We start from the raw sequence: 19,054 nt of genomic DNA on the forward strand, positions 1-19,054 counted from the left end.
TCCAGGAACAATCAGGACGGCAAGCATCGGCGTCGGCCCCGGAAGGGCGGTATGGACGTTCCCGTGTACTACCGGCAGCGGCTGGTCGGGTTCATCGAGGACTCGAAGGTGGACAACTTCCGCACCTACGGTCGTTGGCGGCCCATCGCCTCCGCCCGGACGGCGGTGTTCCTCCGGGCCGTCGGGGCGGGGGCGGAGCCGACGGTCGCGTTCTCCGAGACGGGGAAGCCCACCGGCTATGTGACGGGCCTCGACGGTGGGGAGATCGAGGTCGTGACAGTGCCGTAGGCGTCGTCGACCGCCGGGACCGCCGCCGGGCCCGCCGGGGCCGTCCCCTTCATGCCGGTCAGGCCGGTGAGGGGCTGGACCGCCATGGCGTCCGGCGGCGGGAGGTCACCACGACGGCCTTCCCAGCCACGACCTGACCTCCGGGTAGCGCCGGGACGGCCCGTCCAGCAGCGGCCGGGAGCGCTTGCGAAGGTGCAGGTCGAAGAAGGCGTTCACGTACCGGTTGGTGATCTCCACCCCGCGGGCCCCGGAGAAGCGGCCGTTGACGTCCACGCCGAGCTGCTCGGTGAGCATCGGGTAGTCGCTGAAGGACCCGTGGTCGGCGCCTTCGACCGTGAGCCAGCGCTTCCAGCCGGTCATCCGCCGCCAGTCGCGGTCCCACGTGTCGTCCAGGCCGCCCGGCTTGTGGATCCGCCCGGCCCCCAGCATGAGGAACGGCCGGGTGAGTCCCTTCCCGGGGATCGGCATGTAGAAGGTGCCGTCCATGTTGACCCCGGCACGCACCCGGCGGTCGGTGAGCATGGTCCAGGTGGCGCTGTTGCCGCCGATGGAGTGGCCCGCCATCCCGATGCGGGACGGGTCGATCAGCCCGGCGGCCGGCCACGCCGGGTCGGCCCCGATCAGCCGGTCGAGCACGAACGAGACGTCCGCCGCCCGGCCCTTCGTCGTCTTCTCCCCGAACTCGGGGGACTCCTCCGACTCGCAGGCAACGCAGGTGGCGGTGCGTCCGTCGGGGAAGGTCGTGCCGGACGCCTCGTAGGTATGGTCGATGCCCGCCACGACGTACCCTCTGCTCGCCAGTTCCTCGGCCAGGGCCGTCAGCGAACTGCGGGACACGCTGAAGCCCGGCGACAGCACGACGAGGGGGAGAGCGCGCCCGCGTCCGCGCGGCGGGGCGTCGACGAACGCGTTGGTCCGCGTCCTGCTCAGCGTGTCCGGGGGGACGCGGTCGAGGTTCTGGTCCTTCAACAGCAGCGCCGACTCCTGCGCGGTCATGTACGGGGCCCGGCGTCCCCGCGACGCGCGTGCGGGGTACCACAGCGTGACCATGAGCTCGCGTGACGCCGCCTCGGCCACCCAGGGGTCGGGCCGGGAGTCGTCCACCAGGTGCAGTGTGGTCGTGCCCACCGGGTGCGGCCCGGTCGGCTCGGGCAGGGCGGGAGTCCTGCCCCGTGTGTCGGGGGACCCGGGCACGGGGGAGGCGCCGGTCACCACGTGGGCCGCGTCCACGGCGGAGGCACCGGCCAGGGCGGGTGCGGCGGGCACGACGGACGCGGTGAGGGAGAGCAGGGCGACGGCGGCGGCCAGAGCGCCGCGGAGCACGGGTGTCGGCATACGAAAGATCTTTCCGATGTCCGGTCGCGGGTGCTTCGGCCGAACAGCCGACCGGCGGATACGACTTCCGCCGACGGGCTACGACGATGGAAGGAGGCGGGCGGCCGGGGGACGTCCTCCCCAGGGAGGGCGGACGGCGTCGGCCGCTGGACGTTTCCGTCGGGGGAGGGGCCTGCCGCGGGACGTCCTGTGCGAGGAGGACGGACGGCGTCGGCCGCGGGACGTCCTGTGCGGGCAGGGCGGGCGGCGTCGGCCGGGGGACGTCCTACGCGGGGAGGGCCGACGGCCTCGGCCCGGGGTCGCCCGGAGCCGGTGCGGTGCCGGTGGAGGTCGCGACGTTGAGCAGCCCGATCCCCAGCCCCAGGGCGAGCGCGGTGATCACGCCTTCGGGCCAGTAGATGTGGCTGCCCAGCCACACGACGGAGGCGGCGATCAGGATCGTGCCACCGGCCGCCACTCGACGTCCGCCGTGCCGCGCGGCCAGCGCGGCGGTCGTCGCGATCGAGGCCAGCAGGAAGCCCACCGCACCGATCAGCCCGAGCGCTCCGCCGACCACGTCGATGGCCGCCCCGGCCCGGGTCAGGGTCGTGGGATCGTCGGTGTTGGCGACCAGCGTGCCGTACGCGATGCCGGCGATCGCGTCGAGGCTCGTGTAGAAGATCGCGTAAACGTAGGAGCCGACCCGCGCGACCACCGCCCAGGGGCCGCGGACCCCACGCAGGAGCAGCAGCAGGGAGCCCGCCAGCAGGGGGAACACCGGCAGGAGCAGCAGGTGCAGGGTGACCCACCGTTCGGCGGTTTCCGGCGTCAGGTGGTGCGGGTGCAGCAGGCCGGTCGCCGCGAGCACCACGGGAATGAGCGTCAGGGCGGCGGTGCGGAGGACGATCTGCCGTACGGGAGCCGTTTCCCGGTGGGTGGGGCCGGTGTGCGGGCGGGTGGTCATGCGTTGCTCCCCGGTAGGGGTGGACATCGGTACGCGAAGGATCTTTGTCACATTCGGTGGCGAGCGCTTCGGCCGAACAGCCGACCGGAGACGTACATCTTTCGTCGCTGGTTTCGTCTCCGGGACGTACGACCTTTCCGTGGAGGAGCCGGTCGCGGGCCCTCGCGCCGGGAGGGCGGGCCGGCGGGCGGGACCCGGGTCGGCACCGGACGCGGGACGCTGTACGGTCCCCGCTGAGAAACCGCGTGGAGGGAATCGGACGCGGTGCCATATAGTTAGCAAGAGTAATGAGACAGAGCAATGAAAAACCCACGGAAGGACCCCGTCGCAAGCCTGCGCAGCGACGCCGGTCTGGCTTCGGCCCTGCGCGTGTCCCTGGCACGACTGAACAGGCGCCTGCGCAGGCAGGCTGCGGTTCACTCCTTGACCCCCACCCAGCTCGCGACGCTCGTCGCCGTGGAGTGGCACCCCGGGATAACCCCCGGCGAACTGGCCGATTTGGAGAAGGTGCAACCGCCCTCGATGACGCGGGTGGTCGCCGCGTTGGCCGAGCGGGGGCTGGTGTCGCGTACACCGCACCCGACCGACCGGCGTCAGGTGACCGTGAACGTGACCGAGCAGGGCTCCGCGCTGTTGAAGGAGGAGCGGCGCCGCAAGGAGGCGTGGCTGACGCAGCAGTTGAAGGAGCTGACACCCGAGGAAAGGGCGATACTCCGGCAGGCGGCTCCGATTCTGGAGAAGCTCAGCCGGATCTAGCCGAACCCGAGGAACCCGGCGCCTCGGCGATCCCCCGGAACGCCGAGGCGGAAGCGGTGCGGGCCGCGTCGGAGACGGACACCGCGCACGCCGTGCCCGAGGTCGCACAGGTCCAGGCCGCGTCCGAGGCGACGTCGGCTCAGGCGGCGTCCGAGACGCGCGGCGGGATGTTCCGGTCGCTGCGCAACCACAACTACCGGCTGTTCGCGGTCGGCGGCGTGGTCTCCAACGTCGGTTCGTGGATGCAGCGCACCGCGCAGGACTGGCTGGTGCTCGACCTGACGGGCGGCAGCGCCACCGCGCTGGGCGTGACCACCGCGCTGCAGTTCCTGCCGTCGCTGCTGTTCGGGCTCTGGGGCGGCATGCTCGCCGACCGCTACCCCAAGCGGCCGCTGCTGATCGCCGCCCAGACGCTCATGGGGGTGCTGGCCCTCACCATGGGCGTGCTCACCGTGACCGGTGCCGCGCAGGTCTGGCACGTCTGGGCGATGGCGCTCGCGCTCGGGCTCATCTCCTGTGTCGAGGTGCCCACCCGGCAGTCGTTCGTGGTGGAGATGGTCGGCCGGAAGGACCTGCCGAACGCGATCGCGCTCAACGCCTCCAGCTTCAACCTCGCCCGGGTGGCCGGGCCCGCCCTCGCGGGCGTCCTGATCCACGCCCTGGGCGGTACCGGACCGATCTTCCTGGTCAACGCGTTGTCGTTCGCCGGAGTGATCGGGGGCCTGGCGCTCATGCGCTCCTCCCAGCTGACCACCCCCGAACCGGTGCCGAGGGCCAAGGGCCAGCTCCGCGAGGGGCTGCGTTACGTGCTGGAGCGGCCCGAGCTGCTCATGCCGATTCTGCTGGTCGCGTTCGTCTCGATGTTCTCGCAGTCGTTCACCATGTCGATCGCGCTCATGGCGCGGCAGGTCTTCGGCGCGGGAGCCTCCTCCTTCGGCCTGGCCTCCAGCATGTTCGCGGTCGGGGCGCTGGCGGGGGCGCTCATGGCGGCCCGCCGGACGCGGCCCAGCCGCCGGCTGCTGGTCGGCGGCGCGGTCTCCTTCGGTCTGTTCCAGATCGCCACCGGCATGGCCCCGTGGTACCCGTTCTACCTGCTCCTGCTCGTGCCCACCGGCGTCGCGTTGATCTCGGTCAACACCAGTGCGAACGCCGGAGTCCAGCTCGCCGCCTCGCCGGAGATGCGGGGCCGGGTGATGGGCATCTACATGCTGGTGTTCACCGGCGGGGCCCCGATCGGCGCGCCGCTGCTCGGCTGGATCTCCGAGCTGGGCGGTCCGCGCGCGGGGGTCGTGATCGGCGGGGCGCTCACCGTGATCGGTGTCGGCGCGGCGATAATGCTCACCAGGGTGATCGGCAGGAGGTCGCATGCGGCTGTTCGCGGGGTTGCTGCCGCCGCCGCCGGTGCGCGATGAGCTCGCCCACGCCCTCGAACCCCACCGGGACGGCTGGCCGGGGCTGCGCTGGCTGAGCCCGGTGAACTGGCACGTGACGCTGTCGTTCTTCGGTGAGGTGCCGGATCCGGTGCTGCCCGAGCTGCGGGTGCGGCTCGGGCGTGCGGCGGCCCGCCACGCGCCGCTGACGGTGTCGTTCGCCGGTGGCGGCGCCTTTCCCTCGCCGCGCCGGGCACGGGTCTTCTGGACCGGCCTGACCGGCGACCGTCTCCCGCTCACCCGTCTCGCCGACTCGGTGGCGGCGGGCGGGCGGCGGGCCGGGATCGAGCGGGCCGAGTCGCGGCGGTTCGCACCCCACCTGAGCCTGGCCAGGTCCCGGGCCGACACGGATCTCCGTCCGCTGGTCGAGGCGTTCGAGACGTTCGCCGGCACCCCCTGGCAGGTGGACGCGGTGCACCTGGTGCGAAGTCACCTCGGGGCCACGGTCCGCTACGAGACGGTCGCGGAGTGGCCCCTGACGGCGCGGGCACCCCGTGGGCAGAGCTAGGCTCCAGGTCGTGGATCGTCCCCGTCGCTGGCTGCTGCCCACGGTGCTCGCGCTGCTCGTGCTGCTTGTGGTGATCGGCGCCCTCGTCTCCTAGCGGTCGCCGACCGGCGGCCTCCGGTGATCACCACCCGCCGGTTCCGGCGGCTCCCGGCGGTCGCCGCGCGGCGGCCCCGGCGCCGTCCGGTGCGTCCGGCGGTCCGTCACCAGGCGTACTCCTCGGGGGCCGTCCTGAACCCCGGGAAGATCTCGTCCAGGCGGGTGAGGGCCTTCTCGTCCAGGGTGATCTCCAGGGCCTTCACGGTGCCGTCGAGCTGGTCGAGCGTGCGCGGCCCGACGATCGGCGCGGTGACGGCCTTCTGGTGCAGGAGCCAGGCCAGCGCCAGGTTGGCCGGCTCCACGCCGAGCTCGTCGGCGTAGGACTCGTACCGCTCGACCTTGTCGCGGTGCTTCTCCAGCTGCTTGGTGATCATCTCCGAGGCCGAACGACCCTTGTCGATCTTCCGGAGGATGCCGCCGAGCAGGCCGCCCGCCAGGGGACTCCACGGGATCAGGCCCAGACCGTAGTCCTGGGCCGCCGGGATGACCTCAAGCTCGGGCGCCCGGACGATCAGGTTGTAGTGCGACTGCTCGGAGACCAGCCCGACGCTGTTGCGGCGCCGCGCGCTCTCCTGGGCCTTGGCGATGTGCCAGCCCGCGAAGTTGGACGACCCCACGTACAGGATCTTGCCCTGCTGCTTGAGGATGTCCATGGCCTCCCAGAACTCGTCGAACGGGGTGTCCCGGTCGATGTGGTGCGCCTGGTAGAGGTCGATGTGGTCGGTCTGCAGGCGCTTCAGGGACGCGTCGGCGGCGCGCCGGATGTTCAGCGCGGACAGGCGTCCCTCGTTCGGCCAGTCGCCCATGTCCCCGTAGAGCTTCGTGGCGATGACCGTCTTCTCCCGGCGTCCGCCCCCCTGGGCGAACCACCGGCCGATGATCTGTTCGGTGATGCCCTCGCCCTTCTGCCACCCGTAGACGTTGGCGGTGTCGAAGAAGTTGATCCCCAGCTCATGGGCACGATCCATGATCTGGAAGGAGTCCTCCTCCGAGGTCGCGGGGCCGAAGTTCATGGTTCCCAGGCAGAGGCGGCTGACCTTCAGGCCGGTACGGCCAAGCTGTGTGTACTCCATGTGGCCCACACTAGGCACCTGGAGTGCACTCCAGGCGAGCCCGTTCGCCGGGACGGTGCGGCCCGGCTCTGCTCGTGCGGTCCGGCTTGTGCGTCCTGGCTCGTGCGGCCCGGCTCTGCTCGTGCGGTCTGGCTCGTGCGTCCGGCTCGTGCGGTCCGGCCCGGCCCGTGCGATCCGGCCTGTGCGGTGGGTTCGAGTGGTGGGTTCGGGTGGCGGGTTCGGCGGAGGCGTAGCGATCTTCGACGCGGACGAGCGCCTCATACGGCGTCTGCGCGAGTTGCTCTCAGGGCATGATGGCTGAATGGGGAGTAGATCGGGGAGTGCCCTGACACGCGTGCTCGTCGCCGCCGGGGTGATCGCGACGACCGTCTTCGCCGGGTCCGGGGCGTGGGCGGGCAGCAGCGGGGCGGGGGGACGGGCGGCCGAGGAGGAGCAGGTCCTCTTCCGCTTCAAGGACAGCCGGATCACCGAGTCGAGTGGGCTGGCGGTCTCGCCGACGCTTGAGGACATCCACTACACCCACAACGACAGCTCGGACGGGCCGGTGTTCTTCGCGGTCGGCGCCGACGGGCGGACCCGCGCGACCTTCACCCTGCGGGGAGCGGTCGCCCGCGACTGGGAGGGCATGGCGGCCTCCACCGACCCGCAGACCGGACGGGGTGTGCTCTGGTTCGCCGACATCGGCGACAACTTCGAGGGGGCCTGGCCCGACATCTCCGTCTACAGGGTGCAGGAGCCCACCACGCTGCGGGACGCGACCATCCCCGCCGTGCGCTACCGCTTCCGGTACGAGGACGGCGGGCACAACGCCGAGGGCGTCATGGTGCACCCCCGCACCGGCCGCCTCTACATCGTCACCAAGCAGTTCTCCGGAGCGATCTACGCGGCCCCGAGGCGGTTGCGCACCGACCGGACCAACGTGCTGCGCAAGGTCGGCCCCGCACCCATCATGGCCACCGACGCGGCCTATGCCCCCGACGGGTCGAGCTTCGTGGTCCGCACCTACTTCTCCGCCACGGTCTACCGCGCCTTCGGTGAGCAGATCACCAAGATGACGATGCCGGAGCTGGACCAGGCCGAGTCGATCGCCTACACGCGCGACGGCCGCCACCTGCTGACCGGCACCGAGGGAGCCCGCAGCCCCGTCTACCGGGTGCCGCTGCCCGACGCCGTCCTGCAGGCCGCGACGCCCGCACCGCGGCGGGTGGCGGGCTCCGCCACTCCCACGCCGACCGGTGCCGCCGCGGGCGGTAGCGGGACTCCGCGTGCCGGTGCCGCCGCGGACGAGGACGCCACGGACAAGGCCGCCGCGGACGAGGACGGCGACGCGGGAGTGCCGACGTCCGCGGTGCTCCTGTGGCTGGCGGTCGCCGCGGGCGCCACCGGGACCATCACACTGATCGCCCGCAACACCCGCTGAGCGGGCCGGGGTCACCAGTGTGGGTGGTCGCGCGCGGTCGTGCGAACGAGGCGTACGGCGGGGCGGGTGCGCGTCCGCCGGGTCACGGGCCGTGAGCGTGGCCGAGGGAGACGGCCACGTCGGCGTCGACCGGGAAGCGGCCGTAGAGGTCGGTCATCCGCAGCAGCCGCTCCAGGTTCCCTCCCACCGCCGCCAGGCGCAGCCATCCGCCCACCTCGGAGGTCACGCGTATCCCGCCGAGGAGCACCCGCAACCCGCTGGAGTCGCAGAAGGTGATCTCCTCGGCGTCGATGACGAGCCGCGTCCGGCGGGTGGAGACCATCCGCCGGATGGCGTCTTCGAGCAGCGGGCTGGAATTGCGGTCGATGTCACCCATGACGGTGAGCACGGTGCAGCCCACGCGCTCGTGATGGTCGACGTCGATGAAGAGCTCTCTGCTCATCGCCTCGGATCTTCCGCACCGGTGGGACGGCCCGTTCCGGCCGATGCTTCTCCGGCCTCATCGAGATATACCCTCGCCGGCCGTGGGATGGGCGACGGCCGGGAGACATATACGTAACGGCCGTACGTCTTACTTCTGTCGGCGGGGGTTCCGGAGCTGTGCCGGGTCGTGCCGCGTGGCGCGGAGAGAAGGGACGCCCGGCGTGGGAGGGGCCTTCTCCCCCTGGGCGTATCGCGGGCCGCCGGGTAGTGTCGCGCCGTGACGGTGCCGTCGTGACGGTGCCGCCGTGATGGTGCCGCCGTCGGCGGCGGAGTGGGTGGCGGCGGAGTCGGCGGGAGACGTCCCACAGGGAGGGGTCGGCGATGAGGGTCGGAGTCGTCGGCGCGGGCATCGTCGGCCTGGCGGTGGCCAGGGAGGCGGCGCGGACCCGCGGTGCCGAGGTGACCGTCCTCGACAAGGAGGACCACGTCGGGGCCCACCAGACCGGGCACAACAGCGGTGTCGTGCACGCCGGCGTCTACTACCGGCCGGACTCGCTCAAGGCCCGGCTCTGCCGCGAGGGCATGGCCATGCTCAGGGAGTACTGCGTCGAGCACCGCATCCCCTACGACGAGGTCGGCAAGCTCATCGTCGCCTCCACCGCCGCCGAACGGCCGAGGCTGCGGGTGATCGCCGAGCGTGCCCGCGCCAACGGGGTTCCCGGCATCGCCGAGCTGGACGCGCTGGCCCTGCGCGAGGTGGAACCGCACGCCGTCGGCGCGGCGGCCGTGCACTCCCCGCGCACCGCGATCGCCGACTTCCCCGCGGTCGCCCGACGCCTGGCCGCCGACGTGGTGGACGGCGGCGGCTCGGTGCTGCTGTCGCACCCGGTACGGGCGATCCGGGAACGGGCGGGCGGGGTGGACGTCCTGGCCGGGCGGCGGACGCTCCGCTTCGACCGGCTGATCGTCTGCGCGGGCCTCGGCACCGACGCGGTCGCACGGCTCGCCGGGGCCCCCGGCGACGTACGGATAGTCCCCTTCCGGGGGGAGTACTACGCGCTGGCCGGTCAGGCGAGGGGCCTGGTCCGCGGGCTCATCTACCCGGTGCCCGACCCCCGCTACCCGTTCCTCGGCGTGCATCTGACCCGAAGGATCGACGGTGAGGTGCTGGTCGGCCCCAACGCGGTCATGGCGCTCGCGCTGGAGGGCTACTCCTGGCGCGACGTCGACCTGGCCGACCTGGGCCGGATCGCGGCCTGGCCGGGCACCCGCCGACTGGCCGCCGCGCACTGGCGGACCGGGGTACGGGAGGTGCTCGGCTCGCTGGCCAAGCGGTCGTTCCTGAGGGCCGCGCGCCGCTATGTCCCCGAACTGACCGGCGCCGACCTGGTCCGGGCCGCCGGGGGCGTCCGCGCGCAGGCCGTCGGCAGGAACGGCGACATGCTGGACGACTTCTCGATCGACGTGCACGGCCGCGTCACACTGGTGCGGAACGCCCCTTCACCCGCGGCGACGTCCAGTTTGGCCATTGCGCGGCATATTGTGGGTTTAGCCTCAGTGCTGATGAGTTAACTGCTTTCTCATGTGGGCCGGTGAAAATAGACAAGTGACCGACTCACCCGAAGCCCGTCTGCTGATCGTCGAGGACGAGCCCAACATCCTGGAACTGCTGGCCGCGAGCCTGCGATTCGCCGGATTCGGGGTGAACACGGCCGGCACCGGCACCGACGCCGTCGCCGCGGTCCAGCGCCACCGTCCCGACCTCATCGTGCTCGACGTCATGCTCCCGGACATGGACGGCTTCGACGTCGTACGGCGCCTGCGCGGCGGCGGCAGCGACACGCCGGTGGTCTTCCTCACCGCGCGCGACGCCACCGAGGACAAGATCCGGGGGCTGACCGTGGGCGGGGACGACTACGTGACCAAGCCGTTCAGCCTGGAGGAGGTCGTGGCCCGGATCCGGGCCGTGCTGCGCCGTACCGGTGCCGCCGACATGGTTCCTCGCCTGTCGCGGCTCACCTTCGCCGACATCGAGCTCGACGAGGAGAGCCACGAGGTGTGGCGCGGCGGCAGGGCGGTGTCGCTGTCGCCGACGGAGTTCAAGCTGCTGCGTTACTTCATGGCCAACGCGGGACGGGTGCTGTCCAAGGCGCAGATCCTCGACCACGTGTGGGACTACGACTTCCGCGGCGACGTCGGGATCGTGGAGTCCTACGTCTCGGTGCTCCGGCGAAAGATCGACAACGTCGATCCCCGGCTCATCCACACCCTGCGCGGCGTGGGGTACGTGCTGCGCCTGCCGCCGGCACAGTGATGTTCAACCGGACTCCGCTGCAGGTCAAGCTGATAGCGGTCATCCTGGTTCTCCTGATGATCGCGCTCGCGCTCATCGGCGTCGGCAGCGTCTCCATCATGCGCGGTTACCTGATCGACCGCGTCGACACCCAGATCGGCCTGAACGCCGACAGCGCGTTGCGCCGGCTGCGCCGTGACGCGGCCACACTGGCCGGCAAGCCCCTGGCGCCGGATGTCAGGCTGGAGCTCCGCGACCGCGGCGGCAGGATCACCCTCCTGCTCAGCGGGACCGAGGTGGAGGGCAAGCCGGGGCCCCAGGTGCCCGCCGACCACGGCGACGAGCCGTTCGAGAGCGGTGACTGGCGGGTCCGGGCGATCCCGCTGGACGACGGCGGGAAGCTCCTCGTCGCGGTGGACATGGGCGAGGTACGGCAGATCGTCGGCCGGCTCGCCCTGGTGGAGCTGCTCGGCGGCGGCGGACTGATGCTGATGCTCGCCGGAGCCGGAGTGCTGATCATCCGCCGGAGCCTCCGCCCGCTCCAGGAGATCGAACGCACCGCCCAGGCCATCGCCGCCGGAGACCTGAGCCGCCGGGTCCCCGACACGGACCCGCGCACCGAGGTGGGCCGGCTCGGCCGGTCGCTCAACGGGATGCTCGCCCAGATCGAGGCCGCCTTCCGGGCCAGGTCGGAGTCGGAGTCCGCCGCCCGCAGCTCCGAGGAGCGCATGCGCAGGTTCGTCGCGGACGCCTCGCACGAGCTGCGCACACCGCTGACCTCGATCCGCGGCTTCGCCGAGTTCTACCGGCAGGCCCCCGGCATCGACGCGGGGCCGCTGATGCGCCGGGTCGAGTCGGAGGCGGTCCGGATGGGACTGCTGGTCGACGACCTGCTGATGCTCGCCCGGATGGACCAGCAGCGGCCGATGGCCACCCGCCCGGTCGACCTGCTCGCCATCGCCGCCGACGCCGTCCACGACGCGCGCATCCTCGCCCCCGACCGGGAGATCACGCTCTCGGTGGACGGTTCGGCGCTCATCGTCTCCGGCGACGAGGTGCGGCTCCGCCAGGTCGTCGGCAACCTCATGACGAACGCGCTCACCCACACCCCGGACCGCTCGCCGGTGCGCGTCGCGCTCTCCGCCCAGGACGGCTCGGCCGTCGTCGAGGTGGCGGACGAGGGGCCGGGGCTCACCGCCGAACAGTGCGAGCGCGTCTTCGAACGGTTCTACCGGGTCGACTCCGCCCGTGGCCGCCGCGCTCCCGAGGACGGCGGCAGCGGGCTCGGCCTGGCCATCGTCGCCGCGATGGTCCAGGCCCACGGCGGCACCGTCACCGTGGAGTCCGAACCCGGGAAGGGGGCGACCTTCCGGGTGTTCCTCCCGCTCGCCCCCGACTTCGACTGACGGCGAGGAGACGGGGGAGCGCCTCCCGGCGGGGTTCGATCCGCTCGAGGTTCGATCCGCTCGGGGTTCGGTCCGTTCGGGGTTCGGTCCGCTCGGGGTTCGAGCCGTCGGCTGACCGGCCCGTCGGCTGACCGGCCCGGTGCCCCCGGCCGGAACCGCCCGCCCCGGCCGATCGGCGTCTTCGGCCGGGGCGGGGCCGCCGGGTGCGGGCGTCCCGGCGTCAGGGGGTCCCGGCGTCGGGGGGCCCGGCGTCAGGGGGTTCCGGCGTCGGCCTCCGGCCAGCTGCTGTCGGGGAACTCGCCGGTGGCCGCGCCGGGCAGGATCACGCGGTCGTTCTCGGCGAGCCCGGAGACGATCTCGACGTACTGGTCGCTGCGCACCCCCGTCTTCACGACGCGCTCACCGCCGTCCTGCACGGTGACCCGGGAGACCCCGCCCTCGGTCCGCACGGCCTGGGCCGGGACGTAGAGCGCTTCCACCGACTCGGCGACGGTCACGGTGACCGTGGCGCTCTGACCCACCAGGAGACCGGCCGGAGACTCGTCGAGGGAGACCTTGACGCCGTACCGCACCAGCCGGTCGGTGGTGGTGGCGGTGGGTGCGATGCCGGTCACCGTGCCGGCGTACTTCTCCCCGGGCCTGGTGGCCAGGGTGACCGTCGCCCGCTGCCCCAGCTTGAGGCTGCCGATGTCGGACTCGGTGAACAGCGCCTCCACCTGGAGTTCGTCGAGATCGCCCAGGGTGACGAACGCGCCGGTGCCCGCCTTGTCGCCGACACCGCCGGCCACCGACATGACGGTGCCGTCGGCGGGGGCGACGATGCGCACGCCCGCCAGTTCCTCCCTGGCGTCGGTGAGCTCGGCCCGCGCCTGCTTCACGCGGGCCTCGGCCTGCTCCACGCCGAGCACTCCCTGGCCGCCGGTGCGGGGGGAACCGCTCCCCGCGTCGCTCCCGGTGCGGGTCCCGGCGTCGTTCTGTACCGGGGGCCGGGTCGTGATCCGACCGGTGCCGGAGTCCGCACCGTCGCCCGGGGTGGGGCAGACGCCGGGCCTGGGGGTGGCGTCGCCGCCGGCGGTGGGCCGGGCGGTCGCGGTGGGCCGGGCGGTCGTGGTGGGCCGGGCGGTGGGGGTGGGCCGGCCGGTCGTGTCGGGTCCGGCCGTCGGGTTGTGGGCCGTCGGGCCGTGCGACGGGCCGGTCCCGTCACCGGTGCCGGGACCGGCCGTCGGGCCGTACGACGGGTCACCGGGGGTGGGTTCCGCAGCCGGCGGGTTCTCCGGCGCAGGCGCGGTGACGGTGACGGTGGCCGTGACCGTCACCGTGGGGGCCGCCGTCACGGTGACGGTGGCCGCCGGCTCGGGCCGGGAGGTCCGCTCTCCGCCGCGGGCCTTGCGCCGGTCGGGCCGGGGGCTCTGCTCTCCGGGCGTCGGCGCCGCCGCAGGGGCGTACGCGGCAGGGGCGATCCCGCCCGCGGGGGCGGCCGTCACCGGCGGGTGCGCTCCGTCCGGCGCGGACGACGTCACCGGTTCGGGTGCGTCCGTGGCGGAGGAATGCGGTTGCCGGGTGTCCTTCCCGGGGTCCGGGGCACCGTCCCCGGGGCCCGGCGTGTCCGTCACCGATCCCACCGGGACGGGACCGGTCTCCGGCGTGCCCGTGGCGGAGGGGGCGGCGGTGCGGGTCGGCCCCGGCGTGGCGGTGGGGGTGGGCCCCGGCTGCGGCGTCCGGGTCGTCGTGGGCACGCAGCCCGGCAGGCGCTCCTGACCGGAGCCGTTCGTACCGGTCTGGTCGGGTCCTGTGCCGATGCGGCCCTGGCCGCCCGGCTGAGCCGTCGCCGTGCTGTTCGCCGTACCGCTCGCCGCGCTGTTCGCCGTGTCCAGGGCCTCCTCCGCCGCGGCGAGCTGGGCCTTGGCCGCGGAGTAGCGCTCGCGGGCGGGTGCGGAGCCGATCCTGGCGAGCACGTCACCCTTGTCGACCTTGTCACCGGCCTTGACGTAGACCTTCGTGACGGTGCCCGAGCCACCGAAGCCCAGCTGCCTGGCGCCGCCGTCCACGGTGGAACCGGCGGCCGACACCGCGGCGACCACCGTTCCCCGCCTGGCCGCGGCCAGCTCCACCCGGGGCTCTCCCGCCGCGTCGTCGTCGAGCGCGACGATCACGCCGCCGCCCACCAGGAGGAGGGCGACCAGGGCGAGTCCGCCCACACGCACGTTCTTCGGGAGCTGGGTCGGTCTCATGAACGACCATCCTGGTCCCTCTGATTCACAGCATGCTCACAGGAACCTGAAGGTTTGCTGTATGTCTTCCAGGGGAAACGCGCGCCTCCAGCAAACGTTCAGGATCCATTGGGGTGGCACCCAGTTTGGTAGGCCAAGGTCGGACGCTGTGAAGCTGTCGACCAAGCGCGGAGCGCTGATCGTTAACGGGGTCCTGGCGGTCCTGTTGCTGGGCGGCGCGGGGATCGCCTACTCCTCACTGGGCGGCGGTGTCTCCTCCGCCTCCTCCGCGGACGCGGCGGTGCGGACCGTGCCGGTGACCCGGGCCACGGTCGTCGCCTCGGTCTCCGCCTCAGGCACCGTGGACAGCGCCCGGAAACGCTCCCTCGGCTTCGCGTCGAGCGGCACCGTCGAGAAGATCTACGTCAAGGTCGGCGACAAGGTCACCAAGGGGCAGATCCTGGCCCGGCTGGACGACTCCGCCGCGCAGGAGAGCCTCGACGCCGCCGCCGCCGCCCTCGACTCCGCGGACGACGACACCTCCACCGCCGCGGCCTACGCCGAGTACGTCACGGCCAGGAACGCCTACCGGGCCGCCCGCCGCGCGGTGCAGGGCACTGTCATCAAGGCCCCGTTCGCCGGTACGGTCACCGCCGTCAACGGCACGGTCGGCGGGTCCTCCGGCGCGTCCGGCTCCTCCGGTTCCTCGGGGGCCGCGTCCTCGGCGTCCGGTTCCTCCGGCTCAGGGGCCTCGCCGAGGACGGGCACCTCGGGCGGCTCGGCGAGTGCGTCCGCCTCAGGCGGCTCGGGCGGGTTCATCGACATCGCGGACACCCGCAGGCTCCAGCTCGTCGGCACCTTCACCGAGTCCGACGTCACCAGGCTCAAGGTCGGCCAGGCGGCTGCGATCCGGTTCGACGCGCTGCCCGGCGTCACCGCCACGGGCAAGATCACACAGATCCAGCCGACCGCGTCCACCAGCAACAACGTGGTGCAGTACCCGGTGACGATCTCCTTCACGGAGGTGCCCGAGGAGGTCCGGCTGGGCCAGACGGCGACGGTGCAGGTCATCGCCGGCCGGGCGGAGAACGTGCTCGCCGTCCCGTCCACGGTGATCTCCACCGCGGGCGGCCGGAGTGTCGTGACCGTCCTGCGGGACGGCCGCCAGACGCCCACCCCGGTCGAGGTGGGGGTCAAGGGCGACGCGCTCACCGAGATCACCTCTGGACTCACCGAGGGCGACCAGGTCGTCCGCCCGGCGGCCACCCAGCAGGGCGGCGGGTTCCCCGGTCTCGGCGGCGGTGGCGGCGCCCGCGGCGGCATGGGAGGCATCGGCCGATGACCGTCCCCGTCCTGTCCCTGAGCGACATCACCAAGGTCTACGGTCGGGGAGACGCCGAGGTCCGGGCGCTGCGCGGGGTGTCGCTCACCGTCGAGCGGGGCGACTACGTGGCCATCATGGGCGCGTCGGGCTCCGGCAAGTCCACGCTCATGAACATCCTCGGCTGCCTGGACGTGCCGTCCTCGGGCCGCTACCTGATCGACGGCACCGACATCGGGTCGCTGGACGAGCGCCGGCTCGCGGTCCTGCGCAACCGGAAGATCGGATTCGTCTTCCAGTCGTTCAACCTCATCCCCCGGATGAGCGCGCTCGCCAACGTCGAACTGCCCATGGCGTACGGCGGGGTCGGCGCGGCCGAGCGGCGGACCCGTGCCCTGGCCGCCCTGGAGCAGGTCGGATTGTCCGACCGGGTCCGGCACGAGCCCAACGAGTTGTCCGGCGGCCAGCAGCAACGGGTCGCCGTGGCCAGGGCCCTCGTCACGGCGCCCGCGCTCCTGCTCGCCGACGAGCCGACCGGGAACCTCGACACCACCTCGACCGAGGACGTGCTGCGGATCTTCGACCGGCTGAGCGCCGGGGGACGGACCATCGTGCTCATCACCCACGAGGACGACGTGGCCGCCCGCGCCAAGCGGGTGATCCGGCTGGTGGACGGCCGGATCGTCGACGACCGCCGTCAGGCCCCGGTCGACGGGCCCCCGCCCAGCATGGCGGAGGTCGCCCCGTGAGCTGGCTGGAGGTGCTGCGGTTCGCGTTCCGCGGACTGGCGGCCAACAAGCTGCGCAGTTTCCTGACCACGCTGGGCATCCTCATCGGGGTCGCGGCGGTGATCCTGCTGGTCGCCTTCGGCGAGGGTGCCTCGCAGAGCATCCAGAAGAGCATCCAGCGGCTCGGCGCCAACACCCTGACCATCTCCTCCTCCTTCTCCGGCGGCGGCATCGGCGGCGGCCTCGGCGGTCCGCAGAGCGGCGGCAGGGTACAGAGCGGCCCGCGCACGCAGGCCAAGCAACTCACCCTGGACGACGCCAGGGCACTGGCCGACAAGGAACAGGCCCCGTCCGTGCGGAGCGTCTCCCCGGTGGTGTCCACCAGCGGGGCCCCGGCCGTCCACGAGGGGGCCGGCCACTCGATCGGACAGCTCGTCGGCACCTACCCCAGCTACTTCGAGGCGACGAACAAGCCCATCGAGACCGGCTCCTACTTCGTCAACGACGACGTGCTCGCCGCCAGGAAGGTCATGGTGGTCGGCCGGACCGTGGCCGAGCAGTTGTTCGGCTCGGCCAACCCCGTCGGCCGGCAGGTCAGCGTCTCCGGGGTGCCCTTCACGGTGATCGGGGTGCTCAAGGAGTCGGGTTCCGCGGGCCAGCAGGACGCCGACGACGTGGCCATCGTGCCGCTGCCCGCCGTGCAGCAGAGCCTGACCGGGTTCGGCCCGCTGGGTTCGATCATCGTGCAGGCGACCGGCGCGGACACCACCGACACGGCGCAGGCCGAGGTGACGGCCATCCTGAACCAGCGCCACGGCATCACCCCGACGGGTGTCGCGGACTACCGGATCCTGAACCAGGCGACCCTGCAGGAGACCGTCAGCTCGACCATCGGCATCTTCACGACCCTGCTCGGCGCGGTCGCCGCCATCTCCCTGCTGGTCGGCGGCATCGGCATCACCAACATCATGCTCGTCACCGTCACCGAGCGGACCAGGGAGATCGGCATCAGGAAGGCCATCGGCGCTCCCCGGAGCGCGATCCTCGGCCAGTTCCTGCTGGAGGCGACGGTGCTGAGCCTGGTGGGCGGACTGTCCGGCGTCCTGGTCGCGTTCGCCGGCACCCGGTTCACCATCGCCGGGATCGACCCGGTACTCGTGCCGTCCTCGATCATGCTGGCCCTGGGCGTCTCCGTGGGCATCGGGCTGTTCTTCGGCGGCTACCCGGCCAACCGGGCGGCCAAGCTCCGGCCCATCCAGGCTCTGCGCCACGAGTGACCTGCACGGCATACCCAAGGAGAGACAGACATGGGCGGCAACGCGGACGGGACCGTCTCGGCCGAGAGGACGCTGGAGACCTCCCCGTTCCCGGGTGACCTGGACAGCGAGCTGGCTCCCCGGCAGGGGCGGGGCCTTTCCAAGGTCACCCTCGCACTGGGGGCTGGGGTGTTCCTCGTCGCCGGTGTGATCATCGGTATCCAGGCCCAGAAGGCGATGGGTGCCCCGGCCGTGGTGGCCGGAGGTCCGGCGGCCGGGGTGCGTCAGCTTCCCACCGCGCCGGGGACCGCCGGCGGGCGGCAGGGTGGCCAGCCCGTCCCGCCGGGCGCCCAGAACGGGCAGAACGGACAGGGCGGCCAGCTCGGCCAGCCGGGCACCCAGGGCGGGCAGAACGGGCAGGGTGCGCAGCAGGGTGACCGGCTCGGACAGCTCGGTCAGCCGGGCGGCCGGGGCGGCGTGACCATCGGAACGGTGCAGCGCGTCGACGGCACCACGCTCTACGTCAAGATCGCGGACGGATCCGTGGTGACGGTGAAGACCACCGGTGACACGGCCGTACGGGTCACGAAGGAGGCCGAGGTCGCCGACCTCAAGCCGGGCGGCACGGTGGTCGTCCAGGGAGGCAGGGCCGGGGACGGCTCGGTCACCGCGACCTCGATCAGCGAGGGGGGCGGACGCAGATGACACGTTTCTGGGGGAACGCCCGGTTCTCAGGAAACGTTCAGCCCCGACTGAGCCCCGTTCCAGAGAGGTGAGCGAGCCTCGGGGTGTGTTGGACAGAGCGGAAGCCCGGCTGCTGGTCGTGGACGACGAACCGAACATCAGGGAGCTGCTCTCGGCCAGTCTCCGGATGTCCGGGTTCGAGGTGATGACCGCGGCGGACGGGCGGGAGGCCGTGCACTTCGCCGAGCGGGCCCGTCCCGACCTCGTCGTCCTGGATGTGATGCTGCCCGACATGGACGGTTTCACCGTGGCGGGACGGCTGCGGGAGATGAGCGGGCAGATGCCCGTGCTCTTCCTGACCGCCCGCGACGCCACCGACGACAAGGTCGCCGGGCTGCGCGTGGCCGACGACTACGTGACCAAACCGTTCAGCCTGGAGGAGGTCCTCGCCCGGATCCGGGCCGTGCTGCGCCGCACCAGGGGAGACCTCGACCTCCCGGCCCGGTTGCAGGTCGGCGACCTGGAGCTGGACGAGGAGGCCCACCAGGTGTGGAAGGCGGGCGTCGCGGTACGGCTGTCGCCGACCGAGTTCAAGCTGCTGCACTACTTCATGGTCAACAGCGGCAGGGTGCTCTCCAAGGCGCAGATCCTCGACCACGTCTGGAACTACGACTTCGGCGGCGACGCCGGAGTGGTCGAGTCCTACGTCTCGTACCTGCGCCGGAAGGTCGACACGGCCGAGCCGCGGCTCATCCATACGCTGCGCGGGGTGGGGTACGTCCTGCGACCTCCGCAGAGTGATTGAACGTTCAGCTTATATTCAGGTTCGCCAGATCTGATCCTGAGTTTCGTCTGCTCCAATGAGCAGTGCGTGACCCCCGATC

General features: G+C 72.3%; 18 protein-coding genes. 13 read left to right on the forward strand and 5 right to left on the reverse strand.

From position 1 onward, the window contains the following. Window positions 1-51 precede the first annotated feature (51 nt). A complete protein-coding gene (locus tag F4562_RS19425) occupies window positions 52-288 on the forward strand; it encodes a hypothetical protein (RefSeq protein WP_184547288.1) in 237 nt (78 codons plus the stop codon). 105 nt (window positions 289-393) lie between these two features. Here F4562_RS19425 and F4562_RS19430 read toward each other — a convergent pair whose 3' ends face one another. Continuing rightward, on the reverse strand, window positions 394-1,623 hold the full coding sequence (locus F4562_RS19430; protein WP_184547286.1) for an alpha/beta hydrolase family protein: 1,230 nt from the start codon (window positions 1,621-1,623) through the stop codon (window positions 394-396). A gap of 265 nt (window positions 1,624-1,888) precedes the next feature. Then, window positions 1,889-2,566 carry a hypothetical protein gene (locus F4562_RS19435; RefSeq protein ID WP_184547284.1) on the reverse strand — a complete coding sequence of 226 codons (678 nt, stop codon included), beginning with the start codon at window positions 2,564-2,566 and terminating at the stop codon, window positions 1,889-1,891. Between the two features lie 300 nt (window positions 2,567-2,866). On the opposite strand from F4562_RS19435, the gene F4562_RS19440 reads away from it, so the two are divergent. From F4562_RS19440 to thpR, 3 genes are read left to right on the forward strand one after another with little or no spacing between them, the layout of a single operon-like run. Further along, on the forward strand, window positions 2,867-3,322 hold the full coding sequence (locus tag F4562_RS19440; protein ID WP_184547282.1) for a MarR family winged helix-turn-helix transcriptional regulator: 456 nt from the start codon (window positions 2,867-2,869) through the stop codon (window positions 3,320-3,322). A 56-nt stretch (window positions 3,323-3,378) separates the two neighbouring features. Continuing rightward, window positions 3,379-4,734 (forward strand): MFS transporter, encoded by a 1,356-nt coding sequence (locus F4562_RS19445; RefSeq protein WP_311734260.1) that lies wholly within the window; start codon window positions 3,379-3,381, stop codon window positions 4,732-4,734. Continuing rightward, the gene (thpR, locus tag F4562_RS19450; protein WP_184547280.1) at window positions 4,688-5,260 is read left to right on the forward strand and encodes an RNA 2',3'-cyclic phosphodiesterase; all 573 of its coding nucleotides are present in this window, start codon (window positions 4,688-4,690) and stop codon (window positions 5,258-5,260) included. Before F4562_RS19445 ends, thpR begins: the two co-directional genes overlap by 47 nt. Window positions 5,261-5,460: 200 nt before the next feature. Here the strand turns inward: thpR and F4562_RS19455 are convergent, their stop codons facing one another. Further along, on the reverse strand, window positions 5,461-6,429 hold the full coding sequence (locus tag F4562_RS19455; protein ID WP_184547278.1) for an aldo/keto reductase: 969 nt from the start codon (window positions 6,427-6,429) through the stop codon (window positions 5,461-5,463). 301 nt (window positions 6,430-6,730) lie between these two features. Here F4562_RS19455 and F4562_RS19460 point away from each other — a divergent pair, with 301 nt between their 5' ends. Then, entirely contained in the window at window positions 6,731-7,849 is a 1,119-nt protein-coding gene (locus F4562_RS19460; RefSeq protein ID WP_246473485.1) for a YjiK family protein, read from the forward strand. A gap of 82 nt (window positions 7,850-7,931) precedes the next feature. Here F4562_RS19460 and F4562_RS19465 read toward each other — a convergent pair whose 3' ends face one another. Further along, window positions 7,932-8,291, reverse strand: a complete 360-nt coding sequence (locus tag F4562_RS19465) for an STAS domain-containing protein (protein WP_184547277.1) — start codon at window positions 8,289-8,291, stop codon at window positions 7,932-7,934. Between the two features lie 362 nt (window positions 8,292-8,653). On the opposite strand from F4562_RS19465, the gene lhgD reads away from it, so the two are divergent. From lhgD to F4562_RS19480, 3 genes are read left to right on the forward strand one after another with little or no spacing between them, the layout of a single operon-like run. Continuing rightward, window positions 8,654-9,844 carry an L-2-hydroxyglutarate dehydrogenase gene (gene lhgD / locus F4562_RS19470; RefSeq protein WP_184547275.1) on the forward strand — a complete coding sequence of 397 codons (1,191 nt, stop codon included), beginning with the start codon at window positions 8,654-8,656 and terminating at the stop codon, window positions 9,842-9,844. Window positions 9,845-9,878: 34 nt separating this feature from the next. Continuing rightward, on the forward strand, window positions 9,879-10,586 hold the full coding sequence (locus F4562_RS19475) for a response regulator transcription factor (RefSeq protein WP_311734259.1): 708 nt from the start codon (window positions 9,879-9,881) through the stop codon (window positions 10,584-10,586). Beyond that, entirely contained in the window at window positions 10,586-11,971 is a 1,386-nt protein-coding gene (locus F4562_RS19480; protein WP_184547270.1) for a sensor histidine kinase, read from the forward strand. The genes F4562_RS19475 and F4562_RS19480 overlap by 1 nt, the downstream gene beginning before the upstream one ends. A gap of 251 nt (window positions 11,972-12,222) precedes the next feature. Here F4562_RS19480 and F4562_RS19485 read toward each other — a convergent pair whose 3' ends face one another. Next, window positions 12,223-14,202 (reverse strand): efflux RND transporter periplasmic adaptor subunit, encoded by a 1,980-nt coding sequence (locus tag F4562_RS19485; protein WP_184547268.1) that lies wholly within the window; start codon window positions 14,200-14,202, stop codon window positions 12,223-12,225. 148 nt (window positions 14,203-14,350) lie between these two features. Between F4562_RS19485 and F4562_RS19490 the strand changes: the two genes are divergently transcribed. The 5 genes from F4562_RS19490 to F4562_RS19510 all read left to right on the forward strand — a co-directional run bounded on the left by F4562_RS19490 (window position 14,351) and on the right by F4562_RS19510 (window position 18,975). Continuing rightward, window positions 14,351-15,523 carry an efflux RND transporter periplasmic adaptor subunit gene (locus F4562_RS19490; RefSeq protein ID WP_184547265.1) on the forward strand — a complete coding sequence of 391 codons (1,173 nt, stop codon included), beginning with the start codon at window positions 14,351-14,353 and terminating at the stop codon, window positions 15,521-15,523. Next, window positions 15,520-16,251 (forward strand): ABC transporter ATP-binding protein, encoded by a 732-nt coding sequence (locus tag F4562_RS19495; RefSeq protein WP_184547263.1) that lies wholly within the window; start codon window positions 15,520-15,522, stop codon window positions 16,249-16,251. Before F4562_RS19490 ends, F4562_RS19495 begins: the two co-directional genes overlap by 4 nt. Beyond that, window positions 16,248-17,507 (forward strand): ABC transporter permease, encoded by a 1,260-nt coding sequence (locus F4562_RS19500; protein ID WP_184547261.1) that lies wholly within the window; start codon window positions 16,248-16,250, stop codon window positions 17,505-17,507. The genes F4562_RS19495 and F4562_RS19500 overlap by 4 nt, the downstream gene beginning before the upstream one ends. 30 nt (window positions 17,508-17,537) lie before the next feature. Next, on the forward strand, window positions 17,538-18,191 hold the full coding sequence (locus F4562_RS19505) for a DUF5666 domain-containing protein (RefSeq protein WP_184547259.1): 654 nt from the start codon (window positions 17,538-17,540) through the stop codon (window positions 18,189-18,191). 85 nt (window positions 18,192-18,276) lie between these two features. Next, complete coding sequence (locus F4562_RS19510) at window positions 18,277-18,975, forward strand: response regulator transcription factor (protein ID WP_311734258.1); 699 nt, start codon at window positions 18,277-18,279, stop codon at window positions 18,973-18,975. Window positions 18,976-19,054 lie beyond the last annotated feature (79 nt).

The sequence above is a fragment of the Streptosporangium becharense genome, from assembly GCF_014204985.1.
GTDB classification, from domain to species: Bacteria; Actinomycetota; Actinomycetes; order Streptosporangiales; family Streptosporangiaceae; genus Streptosporangium; species Streptosporangium becharense.

What these genes read in the sequence shown, in the direction of transcription:
- F4562_RS19425 (WP_184547288.1), top strand. Translation starts at nt 52, where the DNA reads ATGGACGTTCCCGTGTACTACCGGCAGCGGCTGGTCGGGTTCATCGAG.
- F4562_RS19430 (WP_184547286.1), bottom strand. Translation starts at nt 1,623, where the DNA reads ATGCCGACACCCGTGCTCCGCGGCGCTCTGGCCGCCGCCGTCGCCCTG.
- F4562_RS19435 (WP_184547284.1), bottom strand. Translation starts at nt 2,566, where the DNA reads ATGACCACCCGCCCGCACACCGGCCCCACCCACCGGGAAACGGCTCCC.
- F4562_RS19440 (WP_184547282.1), top strand. Translation starts at nt 2,867, where the DNA reads ATGAAAAACCCACGGAAGGACCCCGTCGCAAGCCTGCGCAGCGACGCC.
- thpR (WP_184547280.1), top strand. Translation starts at nt 4,688, where the DNA reads ATGCGGCTGTTCGCGGGGTTGCTGCCGCCGCCGCCGGTGCGCGATGAG.
- F4562_RS19455 (WP_184547278.1), bottom strand. Translation starts at nt 6,429, where the DNA reads ATGGAGTACACACAGCTTGGCCGTACCGGCCTGAAGGTCAGCCGCCTC.
- F4562_RS19460 (WP_246473485.1), top strand. Translation starts at nt 6,731, where the DNA reads ATGGGGAGTAGATCGGGGAGTGCCCTGACACGCGTGCTCGTCGCCGCC.
- F4562_RS19465 (WP_184547277.1), bottom strand. Translation starts at nt 8,291, where the DNA reads ATGAGCAGAGAGCTCTTCATCGACGTCGACCATCACGAGCGCGTGGGC.
- lhgD (WP_184547275.1), top strand. Translation starts at nt 8,654, where the DNA reads ATGAGGGTCGGAGTCGTCGGCGCGGGCATCGTCGGCCTGGCGGTGGCC.
- F4562_RS19480 (WP_184547270.1), top strand. Translation starts at nt 10,586, where the DNA reads ATGTTCAACCGGACTCCGCTGCAGGTCAAGCTGATAGCGGTCATCCTG.
- F4562_RS19485 (WP_184547268.1), bottom strand. Translation starts at nt 14,202, where the DNA reads ATGAGACCGACCCAGCTCCCGAAGAACGTGCGTGTGGGCGGACTCGCC.
- F4562_RS19495 (WP_184547263.1), top strand. Translation starts at nt 15,520, where the DNA reads ATGACCGTCCCCGTCCTGTCCCTGAGCGACATCACCAAGGTCTACGGT.
- F4562_RS19505 (WP_184547259.1), top strand. Translation starts at nt 17,538, where the DNA reads ATGGGCGGCAACGCGGACGGGACCGTCTCGGCCGAGAGGACGCTGGAG.